Source organism: Pandoraea terrae (genome assembly GCF_902459695.1).
Taxonomy (GTDB): Bacteria; Pseudomonadota; Gammaproteobacteria; order Burkholderiales; family Burkholderiaceae; genus Pandoraea; species Pandoraea terrae.
The window spans coordinates 1-15,401 of sequence record NZ_CABPRZ010000041.1; the positions used below are offsets into that span (position 1 = coordinate 1).

A 15,401-nucleotide genomic window follows, 5' to 3' on the forward strand; every position below is an offset into this window, starting at 1 on the left:
CAGTTCAATGACGGACTGGCACCGGCTGTTGCGGAAGAAAAACTTAACGCAGTGTCCGGGATGAGTTGACCACTACATAGCTATCCTACCCGGTTTGACTGGGTAGCGGGTCTAACGACCCACCAAAGTCGTCACTCGCCCGCGTACGACCTAGCGTGGCGGAATCCCAACGAGTGACCTTGCCCACGCGAGTATGTGGCTGCATAGCCCGTACACACATGCGGCCTTCAGTACGAACACCGCTGCATAGAAAGCGACACTAAGGGGGCTAGGGTAGGGCGGCGGGTTGACTCGGTTTGAGCGGATAGGGCGGCGCGACCTGTTGGTGGCTGGCTTGCGGCTTCGGAACTGCATCGGTCTGATCTATTAGTAAGGAATCCTTATACAAGATTAACCGGTTTGTGTGTGGCCCGCCTGTTGTCGGGTGTTCGTTTTCGCCGTGCGCGCGGAAGCGGTGTGCGAAATTTTAAATCTGTAACGAGTTCACTTGCCGGTGGGGGCCAAGCTAGCGACTATAGAGTCATGGCCCCGTTGTTTCCAAATAGCCTAACGGGAAAGAATGGCCCCATTAACGCAGTGTAGAAGGGAGCACTAAATGGTGATTTTTGACGATGGTCGACCGACGCATCCGGGCGTCATTCTGCGCGGCCTGATTCACGAACGCAGAGTCGCACACAAGACCGTTGCCGCTGACCTAGGAATTGGAGAGTCGACACTCTCCAAGATCATCACGCTGAAGGCCGGTGTCAGCGCGGCAATGGCCATCAAACTTGAAGCTTGGGACCGAGGGTATCGAAACACAACCGCCAAGCAGTGGATGGCCTGGCAAAGCGCTTTCGAACTCGCACAAGCAGAAGAACGGGTGGCAGCATGAACATCGATCCGCAACTGTACGACGAACTGATGTCGATCAAGGAAGAGCGTCGCATGAACGCCGACTTCGTGTCCGCGCTCGCTGGGCTCAAGCTCACTGAAGCCCTGCGACGTATCCCGACCTTCGCAGGTCAAGTCCGCGCTGACGTTCCGCATTACGTTCTCTTGGGCGCAATCGAGCAGGGCAAGATCGACAACGAGCTTGCGGCACTCATCCGTTCATACGCCAGGTTGAGAGTGCACGGATATCACAAAGACCCGGCGTTCATCGCCATCTTCTGTGACGGTTGCGAAGTGGATGGCATCGCGTCCCAACGAGCCGAGCGCGGCGTGAAGCTGATCGATTCGTCCGCGTACTACGGCGCGGTGTTCAAGGCCATCATCGTTAACACTTCCGTGAGCGATGTGTGGAACCCGTCGATTGCCGCTGCTGAACTCGCGCAGCTGGCGGCAGACGCTGAGCGCCACGGCAAACCGGGCATCGCAAGAGAGGCGCGCGCCATTCGTCAAACGATTCAACCGTCTCACTAATAGTTTCACATCCCATTAACAGGAGCAGTAAATGTCAGCAATCAGTGCAGTAATCAACGGCGCGAAACTCGTCCTCACGAAGAAGGCAGCGGACGGCGTGTCGAAATCGGGCGAGCCGACCGCAGAGCAACATGCAGCCATCAAGGAAGCAGTCACCGGCACGGCCAACAAAATCCGCGCATTGGCCCATGAATTCGGAATCGTCACCGAATCCATCGATCAAGAAATCAAGGCCGCGATGAACAAGGTCGCCGCGCTAGCAGCACTGAAGCAGCACGCCGGTGATAGCGCGCTCGGCCATACGAGCCTTGACGAATATCTGGGCGTCAAGCCGCGTGCAATGACGATGGATTCGTATCTCAGCGGCCCGACCGTCACCGCCAGCTTTGAAGCGCAATTGGCGGCTATCGATTCTCACACGAAGCAATACTTCATCGTTCGCGGCAATCGGAGGGCATTGGACGAGGCAGCACGGCTGGATGCTACGGTGAGGGGCATTCAAGAAGGCAAGGAAGTGCCGCAGGAAAGCGCAGATGAAGGTGACCTGACGGGCGAGGAAATCGATTCACTTGTGCAGATGCTTTCGGCTGTTGGCGCGTTCCTCACGGTCATTGCTGATAACAGCAACGTGATGAAGCCGGGGCAGGCTATCGGCTCGCCCGCCGCTGAGGTCATCGAAAAGGTGTATCGGCTGATGGTTTCGCTATCCCTCAAGCATCACCTGATGGCCGTATAACCCGAATCACCGCCTAACCCAAGGCTTTAATCTTTCACATTTGATTAGGAGTATTAACATGATCCTCACAACTGCCGAACGCACCGACATTATTCTCGGCTCGATGGGTCAAGTCGAGCACATCATCACGCCGGAGGTAAAGGCCGAACTGGAGCGACGCGGCTACATGGTCGACGGCAATAACGTCGTGGACTTTATGCCGGAAGGTGCGCGCAATGCGTTCAACGCGAGGCTTGAACAACGCCGCGCGGCTGACGCTGCCCACGAACAGATGCAGCGCGTGGTTGGCTATGGCCTCGAAGGCTTCTGTTTCATCCAGTCGCCGCGTCCGCACCGTAACTGATCGATCATTGGCGGCCTAACAAGCCGCCCAAACAAAACAACATTCGGAGTAACGCATCATGAACGCAACCATCCTCGCAGTCGTCACCAACCTCATCGCAAATGCGCCGCGCCCTGATGTGACGAAGCCCGTCAAGGTGGAAGTGCGCAAGTCCATGTATTCGACCATCAAGACCATCAGCAGCAGCTGCGTTTTCGTGGGCGACAAAACGATCTTCATGAAGTACGACCGTCGTGGCTCGCTCGTGCGCGAAGAATCGAAGCTGATCGGGTGTGAACTGGATTTCGAGTCCGTCAACATGTTGTGCATCGCGGCAGCGGATTACTTGGTCAGGGAGGGCCACGCTTCCAATTCCTTCTGGCGCGAGGTGCGCGACTACACACCGGCTGCTGCGCGCGACTACGAAGCCATCCGTGAGGGCGTTGCAGCCATGATCGAGCGGATGAACGCGCCGCGCGGCAAGCCCGTTCCTACCTGTGCCCTTCTGGAATCGGTCGGAGTGTAATAACGCGATGGCGCTGCCACCGTAAGCCCTTGCCGGGCAAGGCCACGCCAGTTACTTTAGACAGTACAAAGTAGGCAACACTATAAATATTCGGAGTATCACGATGACTCAATACAGCAACCCGCTGTCCGGTCCAGGTCTGGATGTAACGGTCTACGCCAGCAATACCTTTCCTGATGGCTTGAAGATCGACCGTGAAGACCTCAGCGATGATTATCCTGCGGCATCGGACGTCACCAAGTCGGGTCGCATCACCCTGCATGTGAAGCCAAGCAGCAAAGCCGACCGCAACCTGTCGATTCTGGTTGACGCGTACAAGCGCTACGCTGGTCGCGCGCACGAGTTCGAAAGCATCTACGTGAACGCCCGCTACCCGGATGGGAATCTGGTGGCGTTCTATGGTTGCCTGATCGTGGGCGAGCCGGATGACCCGAAGGGCATCAACCCCAGCCATCCGTACTCGTTCCACTTCGAGCGTTCGTTCAATGCAATGGCCGCAGCAGCATAATTTTTTTGATCACATTATTTAGGAATACGAATTATGAAAAATGTCATCAAGAATCTCGTGGGCGGCAGGAATAAGGCCGAAGCCGTTGCAGCGGTGACCGAAGCGGCCAGCGAGCAAGCCGCGAAGGACGTGGCAGCAGCCGTCGAACGGGCCAAGCCCGCGACCACGGCACGGATCACGCTTGACGTGGACGGTGAGCCGCGCGATTTCATCGTGCGGCGCTATCCGGCTGCTCACGGTTTGCGGGTGGCGCGGATGATCGACCGTGAGGTTGCGGAGCGTCTTTCCAACGGCAAGATTGGCGCGCGCGAAGGTGAAGTGGGGCATCTCGCAGTCCTGTTCGGAGTCACCGCCGTTGTGGGCGGTGACGAGGTTGCGATTGATGGTGAAGACGCGATCAACACCTATACGTCCACGTGGCAGAACCTCGCTGCGCTGCGTCGGGAAGTCCTCAAGTTCAACATGATTGATGAAGAGGAAATCGAAGCGAAGATGGGCGCGCGTATCTGGCTGACGACCGGCGCTGAAATGGCCGCAGGATTTTTGTCCGCGAGCGCTGCGTTGCTGGAGTCGAATGGTCTGTATATCGACCCGAAGAACGTTTCCAAACAATAAGGGGAATCAATCATGAGTGATCAACTCGACAAGTTTGTTCTGACGTACACCGTCGAAGTATCCGATTCCATCAAGCGTTTGGAAGACCTGAATAAGAAGGTCGAACAGACCAACAAGAATGGCGACGGATCGACCAAGGGGTTCGGCAAGTTCACGAAGGCCGCGCAGGAACTGAGTGACGCGTTGCCGTCAGGCATTCGTCGTATGGGTGAGGTCGCATCGAATTTCAGCAAGATCGGCATGGCAGGCGGCGGTGCGGTAGCCGGTGTCGTGGCAGTCGCTGCGGCTATCAAGATTGCCACGGAGCAAGCGAAGGAGTTCAACAAGCAGTCGGACTTGGCCCTGAAGATTGGCACCACGCCGCTGACTTTGGAAAACTTCGCTCGTAACATGAGTGCATCGTCGGGCGGCAAGGTCGGCTACAACCAGTCCAACGACATCTACAGCAAGATTGCTGCTCTCGGCTCTGCGGCGTACACGAATCCGTTCCAGAACAACCGCGAAGCGTTCATGTTGCGCGGGATGCACGTAGACATCAACAACCCGAACGGCGGCATTGCGAGTGTAACCACACAGGTTTCTCAGGTCAGTAAGGCGCTCGCCGCTATGTCGGAAGGCGCGGCCTACGCTGCTGGTGAACTGCTCAGTTTTTCAAAAACGGAAGTAGACGCCCTTCGCAAGCTCAATGGCGCGACGAGCGAGCGCACACACATGTCTGACGAGGAAGCAGCGGCCTACTATCGCGCCATCGCAGCATCTCGTGAACTGCAAGGTGCTCAGGGGCTTCTTGGTGAGCAGATTCGCCGCGCTGAACAGGCCATTGCCACCCACTTTCTGCCTACGTGGGCGAAGTTCTTGACGGCTATCGCGGATGGTGTTGGTAAGTTGAACCTCGCTAACGCCATGGACGATGCGGACGCGGGCAACGCCGCAGCAGATAAGGAGCAACAGCAAGATTTCAAAACGCTGAAGAACGTTTGGGGCAGCGACAAAAGCATCGGTGACAAATTTGCCGCGACTTGGGAGGTGTTACAACACGACCACTGGGACGCATACAAGAAGGCCGTCGAAGACCGGCACACACCGGACGGCGAGTTGGCCAAAGATGGCGCGGTCGCGCGCGCGAAGGCCGATGCTGAAGACTCTGCGGCGCAGCAGTATGCGGAGACTTCATACAACATGGTGAACGAGTTTAACCGGAATATGCAGTTGTTCTCGCAGGCCGTTAATACATTTTCCGGTGCGATTGACGAAAAGCAGGCGTGGGCTGCATGGGCCGGTGAAATCGGTAAGGCCGGTGGGCTAGGCGGCAGGAATACGTGCGCGACGGACACCGCAGGATCGAGCGTGTACAACGCGGGGGCGTACAGCGGGGCGTATGGCGGCGGCCAATCGTCGGGCAACGCACCGTCCGGTGGTCGCGACAACCACCAGTATGACGACCTCATCAGCAAGGCCGCGCAGGCAAATGGGTTGAGTCCGCTGCTGTTAAAGCAGGTGATCTCTGCTGAAAGTCACTTCGATCCGAAGATCGTCAGCCCGAAAGGTGCGGTTGGGCTCGGTCAAATCATGCCGCCCAACTTCAAGTATCTCGGCATCACCGATCCGACAGACCCGGTGCAGAACATCAACGGTTCCGCGCGGCTGCTCAAGGAGGCGATCGCCCGTAACAAGGGAGACATCAAAGCCGGTCTTATGGACTATAACGCTGGTCCCGCTCACATGCTGAAAAACGGCAAGCTGAACTGGGAAAACGACGAGACCATCAAGTATCCGGGCCGCGTGCTGTCGCAGAACGTAAGGATCAACGGCCAAGGTGTCGCGGGCTATCCGCAGATGGATCAGATGGACTACGGCACGGTCGTGTCGGATGCGTGGAACCCGAAAGCCCAGCCGACATTCTCGCCGGTGGGCGGCTCGTCGCTCGGTGATATGCGTAAGGGCGGTGAATCACGGAACAGCGCGCAACGGTCACTGGTCGCGCAGATGCTGGCCGGTTATCTCCACGTATCGCCGCAACAGTTGATGACGGGCAGCGTCAACAAGGGCGATGTGGCGTGGGAGTACGGTCAAGCGGAAACGGACTTGCTGAACAATCGGACGAAGCTCAATGCGCAACTGGCCAACCCTGGCATGATGAATCCGAAGCAGATGAGCGCCGCGCAACAAGCCCTTCGCGATACGACCATGCAGTTGATTCAACTGCGTAAGTGGGGCGGCGGATTCATCGACCAAGCTCAAGCCGGTGATCGTTCGCAGACTCTGGGCGATACGCGCAGGCCGGTCATCGAGAATCAGAACATCCAGATCGACATCCATGATGCGCACGAGCCGCACAAGGTTGCCGCGACCATCCAGCAACACCTTTCGTCTCACTTCGCAGATTTGACCCACGGCTATGCCGATGGCATGAATTATTAAGGAGCGTCAGGCAATGAGAAAAGAAGTGAAGGTGAATGTCTGTGGGCGGCCCTACTTGATCCATCAGATGGCCGCCCGCGAAGGGTTCGAGTACTTGGCCATCGACAGCGCTGACTACACCGTAGAGGAACTGGTCAAGGGCGTGAAGGTCAAGGTGGCGGGCCAATGGGTCGCGGCGGAGGATGAGGAAGTGATCAATGTCGCGATCAGTGATGCGGCTGGAATCCTGCCGCCCTACAAAGTCTTGTGGGCGCTCAACGCGGAAGTCCGGCAGGTGAACTTCGGTTTCCTTGCCGGACGGAAGAAGCCCGAGGTGCCGGGGCGGTTCCGTTCTAACGTAGATACACAGGAGGCAGACGGCATGGACCCGTTGATCGCTAATCTGTTTGCTTCCGGCAAGGCATCGATGATCGAGTTGGAGACTGTGTACTCGGTAGAGGATGCCGTGCGAATGATGGATTCGATTGTGGTCGCAAACGTCAACCAAGCGCTGATCGATGAGGCCGCGATGGCTGAGGCGAAATCGAAGAGCAAGCGCTGACTTAGCCGTGTGCGGCAAATAGGTTTTCGTGGTACTCCGAGCGCCCCTGCAGCGTTTAGATGGCCCCTCTACCGGATACGGTTCAGGGGCTTCTTTTTTGCCCGCGTTCGGTCACTCGCTCGATTCAGCGGCTAGGCAACGGGTCAAGAGTATCGGCGCTGGAATGTCTCGGGTCGGCGGAACTAGTCTGTGTAATTCACAAATTTTAGGTGGAGCTTCCGTGACTCGTCAGCCCAGATTTCGAACAGCGCGGAGCGCTTGCACTCCAGAGCGTCGACCCGAACCACAAACGTCCGCTTGGTAGCGTCGTCCATGTACTGCATGGACTCAAAGAATGCGCCGCTCGTGGGATTGCTGAATCTAAACTGTTCGACGTGATCCCAATGGGCCGCAATCTCCACAAGTTTCTCAGGATCGTCGTGGCGCAGGTGGAAGCCGCTACCGTCAAGCAGCAGTACGGTGTCTACTAGCGGACTCGCTGGAGGCGATATCTTCTCGATATACACCTTGCAGTTTGAAAGGGTCTTGCCGCCTGAGTTCTTGATCCCGATCCTTACAGTGCTTAACACGCGACCCGCCTGAACCTCGGTCATCTGATAGGGCGCGACTTGCTCCGTGTGAATTTCAATCTTGCAAGGTTGTGTGGCCCGTCCGTTGGACGTGTTCGAAACGGAACTGGTTGATGGTCTGCGAAGAAGGATGGATGCAGCCGCGAGGGCGACCAGCACAACCGTGACGGCGGCCCAAAGCCAAATCTGCCAGCGCGGAAGTTGGATGGAGGCCCGGAAGTATTCCGCGAGGGTTGCCACTTCAGCGAAAACGAACTCCCATGTAATGCCATAGAAGTGAGCGAAGATGGTCCAACCAAATGAGACGGAACCGAGAATAGCCGCCGAGATGATAGTGGCCCATACCGGATGCTTCGAAATCCGTCGCACAAAGCCCATGTTTGGGTTCTCCGTTGCAGGCAAGATTGGGCGCAAATTTCCGTACCGATTCCGTACGCAAGAAAAAAGGGCTTAGCCTTTCAGCATAAGCCCTTGTTTCTACTACAGAATCTGGTGGGTGGTACAGGGATTGAACCTGTGACCCCTGCCGTGTGAAGGCAGTGCTCTACCGCTGAGCTAACCACCCAAATCATTGCTAAACATCAGCTAAATCAATGATTTAGTGTTGATTGCCAAAGCTTCGCTTCGCAATCAGGAGCAGAACTTTAACCGAAGGTCATCAAGTCTGCAACCTGTTTATCTCGTATTTTGCTGCGCCGTGATGATATCTCGCGATCACTTCACGCCGTATTCTCGCGATCTGTTGCAAGCAGCAAAGACAGCGATTATAGCGAGCGTTCCCGTGGATGTGAAGCCCTCTCGCCAAAATTTTTCGGCTCGCTCCACTCGACGAGTTGCCCGATTTCAACGTGTTCCTGGTCTATCACTCGGCCGGCGCCGGTTCGCGGCGCCAGACGCTGGTACCCTTGACGGCTTTGTCGATGCCGTCGAGCACGCCATCGTGCAGCGCAACTTCGTCGTCCGCCGCGCGAATCACCGGCAGGTCGAACTGCGACAGCGCAATCCGCTCTCCTGCGGCCCCCGCATGGTCGCCACTCTCCGCGCCCGTATCGATGACGAGGCTCTCTTGCCCCCGCGTCATCGCGAGATAGACATCCGCGAGCAATTCCGCATCGAGCAATGCGCCATGCAATGTGCGGTGGGCGTTGTTCACGCCGAGCCGCTCGCACAGCGCGTCGAGCGAGTTGCGGCGGCCCGGGAACATCTCGCGGGCGCGCAGCAGTGTGTCGATCAACCCGTCGCAGTGCGTCATGAATGCTGGCCAGCCGAGCCGGCCGAACTCCATGTCAAGGAAGCCCAGGTCAAATGCCGCGTTATGGATGATGATTTCCGCGCCACGGCAATATTCGCGAAGTTCCTCGGCGATCTGCGCGAACTTCGGCTTGTCGCTCAAAAACTCCGTCGTCAAGCCGTGCACCGCCAACGCCCCCGGGTCGCTGTCGCGCTCGGGGTTGATGTAGAAATGCAGGTTGTTGCCGGTGAGCCGGCGGTTGACCAGCTCCACGCAGCCGATTTCCAGCAGGCGGTCGCCGGTCCTGGGGTTCAGGCCAGTCGTTTCCGTATCGAGAATGAGTTGTCGCATCGTGCTTCGTATTTGCTTTCGTTCAACCTTGGCGCAGGAGACTTTCTACGCCACGATTGGCCAGTTGATCGGCCCGTTCGTTCCCTTCATGACCGGCGTGGCCCTTGATCCAGCGCCAGTCGATTTCATGCTTCTGGCTGACCGCGTCGAGCAGTTGCCACAAGTCGGCATTCTTGACCGGCGCCTTCGCTGCGGTCTTCCAGCCGCGCGCCTTCCAGCCGTGAATCCACTCGCTGATACCTTTCTGCACATACTGCGAATCGGTATGCAGCACGATATGGCAAGGTTTGGTCAACGCCTCGAGCGCACGGATCACCGCCAGCAACTCCATGCGGTTGTTGGTGGTATTGAGCTCACCGCCGAACAGTTCCTTCTCGTGATCGCCCGATTTGAGCCATGCCCCCCAGCCGCCCGGGCCGGGATTGCCCTTGCAGGCGCCGTCGGTAAAAATTTCCACTTGCGGCAATGTCATCTCACTTGTCTTGACTGACGCCACCGTCATGATGCCGGTGCGTCGTGTTGGGCGTGGCCACGGGGGCCGCCGCCGGCTGGAGGCCGAGTATACGCTTGCGCACCTTGCCGACCAATCGCATGCCGCGCACGCGCTTGACGGCGCGCACCGCATAGAGGGCGCCGAAGATGGGCCACCAGCGATCGCCGGCGGGTTCCATGAACGCAAAACGGTCGAGCCATTGCACGCCGCGCAGCGGCGGGCGGTAGCAGCCGAAGCGCCCCCGGTCGAGTTCGAAGCTCAACAGCTTGAGCCAGTCCTTGAGCCGGGTGAACGCAATCAGGTCCGCGCCCGGCGGCAAAAACGGCGAGCCGGCCAGGCGGCCCAACTCCTCGCGCGCGCCCCACAGGCTCAGATTGTTGAAGCCGGTGATGATCACCTGGCCCTCGGGGACCAGAATGCGCTCGACCTCGCGCAGGATCGCGTGCGGATTCTCGGTGAACTCCAGCACGTGCGGCAGCACGACGAGGTCGGTGCTCGCCGTGGCGATCGGCAGTTCGTCGAAGCGGCTGACAAGCACGTCGCGGATGGCCTGCTCCGCGGGCGGCTCACCGTTCGATGCCGGCGCGGGCAGCGCCTTGGTCATCAGCGGCGGTGCGTCAGCCGCGCGCGGCGTGGTCAGGACCAGGCCGCGATACGGCATGCGGTTCTCGCGCAGGGTATCGAGCTCGGGACGCCCCAGTTGCAGGGCATGATAGCCGAATAGATCCCCGACCCATTGGTCGAAGAGGGCCTCTTCCCATGCGAGCGCGTAACGGCCGGGTGGCGAGTCGAGCCAGGCGGGCCAGTCTATAATCGGGCGATCGGACATGGTGGCGAGTATATATGGATGCGGGCAACGATAGCGTGAAGGTAGTGCCGGTAACGGCATTTCAGGACAATTACATCTGGGTGCTCGACGACGGGCGTCACGCCGTTGTGGTCGACCCGGGCGAGAGTGGTCCGGTGCTCGATTACCTCGCGAAAAAAAGTCTTGCGCTGACGGCTATTTTACTGACGCATCATCACGGCGATCATATCGGCGGTGTCGCCGAATTGCTCGCGCATGCGCCGGTGCCTGTCTACGGCCCCGCCGGCGAATCCATCGTATGGATCGACCATCCTCTCGCGGGCGGCGAGCATGCGCGGCTGACGACGCCGGCGCTCGATTTCGCGGTGCTCGATGTTCCCGGCCACACGGCCGGCCACATCGCTTACTGGCTTGCGGGCGGTCCGGCCGACGCGCCGCGCCTGTTCTGCGGCGACACGCTTTTCTCCTGCGGGTGCGGGCGCCTCTTCGAGGGCACGGCCGCACAGATGCTCGCATCGCTCGATCGCATCAGTGCGTTGCCGGGCGATACGCACGTGCACTGCGCGCACGAATACACCCTGTCGAATATCCGCTTCGCGCTTGCTTGCGAACCGGAGAACTCGGCGCTTCAGTCCTGGCGCGATCATGCGCAGCGACTGCGCGACGAGGGACGCCCGACGCTGCCCACGACGCTTGCGCAGGAACTGGCAACGAATCCGTTCCTGCGAAGCGACGCCCCCGGCGTCATTGCCGCCGCGCTTCGTCATGCAGGCAAGCCGCATTTGTCCCGCGAACAGGTTTTCGCGACAGTGCGTGCGTGGAAGGATGGCTTCCGTTAGGTGCGGGATCAGGCACAGGTTTTCACGCGAGACAAACCGGGTAGCTATCACGTTGAAATGACCGATTGATGCTGGGACATACCCTCATTTTTAAGGGTTTTTCAGGATTTTTGTGCAATAAAAATAGGCAAAAAGGTTGACGCGTCAGCAGGGTTTCCTTAACATCCAAGCCAATTTCATGAAGATGTCACTCACTTTGAGCCCAATCAATGCGACTTCTCGTTAGCTTGCTATTTACGCTGGTTTTGGCTGCGTGCGCCAGCACTGCGCCAACGCCAGTTGCGCCTGACGCCAACGCAGGCGCGCAAAGCAAAGCTCCGCTCGCATCCGCCGCCGCTCGCGGCAATTCCAAACAGAAAGTCTCCAGCGATCAGACGATCGACCTCGACAAGGATTCGATCAACGACCTCGCTTACGGCAGCGACGATGCCGACCTGTGGTCACGTATTCGCCACGGCTTCGGCATGCCCGATCTCGACACCGACCTCGCGCAGGACCGGACGAGCTGGTACACGGCGCGCCCCGACTATGTAGAGCGGATGATCGACCGGTCGAACAAATACTTGTTCCATATCGTTGAAGAGCTCGAGCGCCGCAATATGCCGACGGAACTGGCCTTGCTGCCGTTCGTCGAAAGTGCCTACAACCCGCAGGCGCTGTCCACGGCCAAGGCCGCCGGCATGTGGCAGTTCATCCCGAGCACGGGAAAGACGTACAACCTCAAGCAGAACATGTTCCAGGACGAGCGCCGCGACGTGCTGGCCTCGACGACGGCGGCGCTCGACTATCTGTCGAAGCTGCATGACATGTTCGGCGACTGGCATCTGGCACTCGCCGCCTACAACTGGGGTGAGGGCAATGTGCAGCGCGCCATCGAGCGCAATCAGGCGCAAGGTCTGCCGACCGATTACCTGAGCCTGCGCATGCCGACCGAAACACGCTACTACGTGCCGAAGCTGCAGGCGATCAAGAACATCATCGCGCACCCGGATCAATACGGCGTGAAGCTGCCGGAGATTCCGAACCACCCGTATTTCGTGAGCGTGTCGACCAAGCGCGACATCGATGTGGCGCTGGCCGCCAAGTTGGCCGATTTGCCGCTTGACGAATTCCGCGCGCTCAACCCGTCGTTCCGCAAGCCGGTGATTCTCGGTGCGGCCAAGCCGAAGATCCTGCTGCCGTTCGACAGCGCCGAAGTCTTCCAGCGCCGTCTGAAAGGCTATGACAAGCCGCTGTCGAGCTGGACCACGTACACCTCGTCCTCGCGTGAGCGTCCGGAAGATGTCGCCAACAAGCTGGGTGTCGATGCGTCGACGATCCGCACCGTCAACAACATCCCGCCGCGCATGCGCCTGAAGGCCGGGTCGACGCTCCTGGTGCCGCGCTCGGATGATATCGACGAAGACATCAGCGCCTCGGTCGCGTCCAGCGCCGTGCTCGCCATGGAGCCTGACCTGCCGGATACGCGCAAGGTCATGGTGCGCGCTCGAAAGCGTGACACGCTGGCCTCCGTCGCCGCGCGCAGCGGTGTGAGCGCGGCGCAGATCAAGAGCTGGAACCGCCTGCGCAGCGATCGCGTTGCACCGGGCCAACTGCTCGTGCTGCACCTGCCGGTGCGCGAAGCCGCCCGCGTGGCCGCGGCCAGTGCCGCGAAGGACGAGGACGATGCCCCGCGCGTGACGCGCACGATCCGCGGCAAGAACGGCAAGGTCACCCGCGTGGTCGAATCGCGTCCCGCGCGCACGGCAACGGCCAAGGCCTCGACGAAGGGCGCACCGCGCGTCGCCGCGGCCAAGGCGCCGGCCGCCAAGGGCAAGACCACGACGGCCAAGGCCAAGACGCCCGCTGCCAAGGTTACGAAGACCGCCCAACGCTAAACCGACCGTCAATCTCGTTTCAAGACAAGCCGCAGCCTCCGCTGCGGCTTTTTTGTTGTGTGCCGCAAATCCCGGCACAGCCGGCCCTGTTCCTGCACGATACGGTAAGTCGTGTGTAAGCGATCGGGAGCACACTGAGGCTTCGATCCGTCACGGCCGGCAAGCGCCGGCACCACGGCGGCCCGGCGCAGTCAATTCGCCGCGAGGCCCGCCGTGCGCATGCAAGATCCCGAGTTTGCAAAAAAAATGACAGGAGGAGACATGAGTTCGTATGCGTCGTTTTACGCGCGCTCGATCGCGTCGCGTGAGGCGTTCTGGGCGGAACAGGCCCGGTTGATAGACTGGGAGACGCCGTTCTCCAAAGTGCTCGAATACGACAACCCCCCGTTCGCGAAATGGTTTGTCGGCGGGCGCACCAATCTCTGTCACAACGCCGTCGACCGTCACCTGCCGTCGCGCGCCACGCAAAATGCCCTGATCTGGGTGTCGACGGAAACCGATCAGGAGCGCGTGTACACGTACGCCGAGCTGTCGGCCGAGGTCAACCGCATGGCCGCGTCGCTGGCGTCGCTTGGCGTGAAGCGGGGCGAGCGCGTGTTGATCTACATGCCGATGATTCCCGAAGCGCTTTTCGCCATGCTGGCCTGCGCGCGGCTGGGGGCCATCCACTCGGTGGTCTTCGGCGGTTTTGCTTCGGTCAACCTGGCCGCGCGCATCGACGATGCTCGCCCGAAAGTCATCGTCAGTGCCGACGCCGGTTCGCGCAACGGCAAAGTCGTGCCGTACAAGCCATTGCTCGACGAGGGCATCGCGCTCGCAAAGGCCAAACCCGCCAACGTAATGCTGGTGGACCGCGGTCTGGCGCCGATGGCGCGCGTGGAGGGCCGCGATGTCGATTACGCCGTGCTTCGCGCGCAGCACATGGAGGCAGAGGTTCCCTGCGAATGGCTCGAATCGAGCGAGCCGTCATATGTCCTTTACACGTCGGGCACGACCGGCAAGCCGAAGGGCGTGCAACGCGACACGGGTGGCTATGCCGTCGCACTCGCTGCGTCGATGCAGCATATTTTCTGCGCGCAACCGGGCGACACGATGTTCGCCGCATCGGACATCGGCTGGGTCGTAGGACACAGCTACATCGTCTATGCACCGCTCCTGGCCGGCATGGCCACGGTCATGTACGAAGGGACGCCGATCCGCCCCGACGGCGGGATCTGGTGGCGCATCGTGGAGAAGTATCGGGTCACGCAAGTCTTTACCGCGCCCACGGCGATCCGCGTCCTCAAGAAGCAGGACCCGGCCTATCTCACGCAATACGATCTCTCGTCGCTGCGCCTGCTGTTCCTCGCGGGCGAGCCGCTCGACGAACCGACCGCTCGGTGGATCACGGAAGGGTTGGGCAAGCCGGTCGTCGACAATTACTGGCAGACGGAAACCGGCTGGCCGATTCTCGGCATTGCGCGTGGTGTGGAAGTCGTGCCGAGCAAGCTCGGCTCGCCGGGAATGCCTGTGTACGGCTATGACGTGAAACTCGTCAACGAGGCCACAGGCGAGGATTGCGGTCCGAACGAGAAGGGCGTGCTGGCGATCGAAGGGCCCCTGCCGCCGGGCTGCATGAGTACGGTGTGGGGTGACGACGCGCGCTTCGTCAAGACCTATTGGGAAACGGTGCCGGGCCGCTTGCTGTATTCGAGCTTCGACTGGGGCGTGCGCGATGACGATGGCTATTACTTCATCCTCGGGCGCACGGACGACGTGATCAATGTGGCCGGCCACCGGCTCGGCTCGCGCGAGATCGAGGAAAGCATCGCGAGCCATCCGGCCGTGGCGGAAGTGGCAGTGATCGGCGTGCAGGATGCGCTCAAGGGGCAGGTCGCGGTGGCCTTTGCGGTGCTGCGCCAGTCTGATGCGGCTGCGACCCCGGAGGCGCGGCTCGCGCTCGAAGGCGATGTGATGAAGATCGTCGACCGGCAACTGGGCGCGGTGGCGCGTCCGGCGCGCGTGTTCTTCGTATCGATGTTGCCGAAGACGCGTTCGGGAAAATTGTTGCGGCGTGCGATTCAGGCCATCTGCGAAGGGCGCGAGACGGGCGACCTGATCACGTTGGAAGATCCGGCAGCGCTCGAACAGGTTCGCGACGCCGTGCGCGGCGGATGAAAT

Annotated in this window: 16 protein-coding genes and 1 tRNA gene; 12 read left to right on the top strand and 5 right to left on the bottom strand. The window is 59.9% G+C overall.

Annotated features, from left to right (window positions below; genetic code table 11):
- Window positions 1-595 precede the first annotated feature (595 nt).
- The 9 genes from PTE30175_RS26860 to PTE30175_RS26900 all read left to right on the top strand — a co-directional run bounded on the left by PTE30175_RS26860 (window position 596) and on the right by PTE30175_RS26900 (window position 7,073).
- Window positions 596-874 carry a HigA family addiction module antitoxin gene (locus PTE30175_RS26860; protein ID WP_150700128.1) on the top strand — a complete coding sequence of 93 codons (279 nt, stop codon included), beginning with the start codon at window positions 596-598 and terminating at the stop codon, window positions 872-874.
- Window positions 871-1,404 (top strand): hypothetical protein, encoded by a 534-nt coding sequence (locus PTE30175_RS26865; protein WP_150700129.1) that lies wholly within the window; start codon window positions 871-873, stop codon window positions 1,402-1,404. The genes PTE30175_RS26860 and PTE30175_RS26865 overlap by 4 nt, the downstream gene beginning before the upstream one ends.
- A 97-nt stretch (window positions 1,405-1,501) precedes the next feature.
- A complete protein-coding gene (locus tag PTE30175_RS26870; RefSeq protein WP_150700130.1) occupies window positions 1,502-2,140 on the top strand; it encodes a hypothetical protein in 639 nt (212 codons plus the stop codon).
- 58 nt (window positions 2,141-2,198) lie between these two features.
- The gene (locus tag PTE30175_RS26875; RefSeq protein WP_150700131.1) at window positions 2,199-2,483 is read left to right on the top strand and encodes a hypothetical protein; all 285 of its coding nucleotides are present in this window, start codon (window positions 2,199-2,201) and stop codon (window positions 2,481-2,483) included.
- Between the two features lie 58 nt (window positions 2,484-2,541).
- Window positions 2,542-2,988 (top strand): hypothetical protein, encoded by a 447-nt coding sequence (locus tag PTE30175_RS26880; RefSeq protein ID WP_150700132.1) that lies wholly within the window; start codon window positions 2,542-2,544, stop codon window positions 2,986-2,988.
- Between the two features lie 103 nt (window positions 2,989-3,091).
- Complete coding sequence (locus PTE30175_RS26885; protein ID WP_150700133.1) at window positions 3,092-3,496, top strand: phage tail fiber protein; 405 nt, start codon at window positions 3,092-3,094, stop codon at window positions 3,494-3,496.
- Window positions 3,497-3,529: 33 nt separating this feature from the next.
- Window positions 3,530-4,111 carry a hypothetical protein gene (locus tag PTE30175_RS26890; RefSeq protein WP_150700134.1) on the top strand — a complete coding sequence of 194 codons (582 nt, stop codon included), beginning with the start codon at window positions 3,530-3,532 and terminating at the stop codon, window positions 4,109-4,111.
- Window positions 4,112-4,123: 12 nt separating this feature from the next.
- Window positions 4,124-6,532: a lytic transglycosylase domain-containing protein gene (locus tag PTE30175_RS26895; protein ID WP_150700135.1), complete on the top strand. Its 2,409-nt coding sequence runs from the start codon at window positions 4,124-4,126 to the stop codon at window positions 6,530-6,532.
- A 13-nt stretch (window positions 6,533-6,545) separates the two neighbouring features.
- The gene (locus PTE30175_RS26900; RefSeq protein ID WP_150700136.1) at window positions 6,546-7,073 is read left to right on the top strand and encodes a hypothetical protein; all 528 of its coding nucleotides are present in this window, start codon (window positions 6,546-6,548) and stop codon (window positions 7,071-7,073) included.
- A 182-nt stretch (window positions 7,074-7,255) separates the two neighbouring features.
- Here PTE30175_RS26900 and PTE30175_RS26905 read toward each other — a convergent pair whose 3' ends face one another.
- The 5 genes from PTE30175_RS26905 to PTE30175_RS26925 form a co-directional block, all read right to left on the bottom strand.
- Window positions 7,256-8,020 (bottom strand): hypothetical protein, encoded by a 765-nt coding sequence (locus PTE30175_RS26905; protein ID WP_150700137.1) that lies wholly within the window; start codon window positions 8,018-8,020, stop codon window positions 7,256-7,258.
- 112 nt (window positions 8,021-8,132) lie between these two features.
- A tRNA-Val gene (locus PTE30175_RS26910) sits at window positions 8,133-8,207 on the bottom strand.
- Between the two features lie 297 nt (window positions 8,208-8,504).
- Complete coding sequence (gene dnaQ / locus PTE30175_RS26915) at window positions 8,505-9,224, bottom strand: DNA polymerase III subunit epsilon (protein WP_150700138.1); 720 nt, start codon at window positions 9,222-9,224, stop codon at window positions 8,505-8,507.
- 22 nt (window positions 9,225-9,246) lie between these two features.
- Window positions 9,247-9,696 (bottom strand): ribonuclease HI, encoded by a 450-nt coding sequence (gene rnhA / locus PTE30175_RS26920; RefSeq protein WP_150700139.1) that lies wholly within the window; start codon window positions 9,694-9,696, stop codon window positions 9,247-9,249.
- A gap of 1 nt (window position 9,697) precedes the next feature.
- On the bottom strand, window positions 9,698-10,546 hold the full coding sequence (locus tag PTE30175_RS26925) for a class I SAM-dependent methyltransferase (RefSeq protein ID WP_150700140.1): 849 nt from the start codon (window positions 10,544-10,546) through the stop codon (window positions 9,698-9,700).
- 14 nt (window positions 10,547-10,560) lie between these two features.
- Between PTE30175_RS26925 and gloB the strand changes: the two genes are divergently transcribed.
- The 3 genes from gloB (at window position 10,561) to PTE30175_RS26940 (ending at window position 15,398) form a co-directional block, all read left to right on the top strand.
- Window positions 10,561-11,364, top strand: a complete 804-nt coding sequence (gloB, locus tag PTE30175_RS26930) for a hydroxyacylglutathione hydrolase (protein ID WP_150700141.1) — start codon at window positions 10,561-10,563, stop codon at window positions 11,362-11,364.
- Window positions 11,365-11,573: 209 nt separating this feature from the next.
- Window positions 11,574-13,241, top strand: coding sequence for a transglycosylase SLT domain-containing protein (locus PTE30175_RS26935; RefSeq protein WP_150700142.1), 1,668 nt, complete (start codon window positions 11,574-11,576; stop codon window positions 13,239-13,241).
- Window positions 13,242-13,460: 219 nt separating this feature from the next.
- Entirely contained in the window at window positions 13,461-15,398 is a 1,938-nt protein-coding gene (locus tag PTE30175_RS26940; RefSeq protein ID WP_150700153.1) for a propionate--CoA ligase, read from the top strand.
- The last annotated feature ends 3 nt before the right edge of the window (window positions 15,399-15,401 follow it).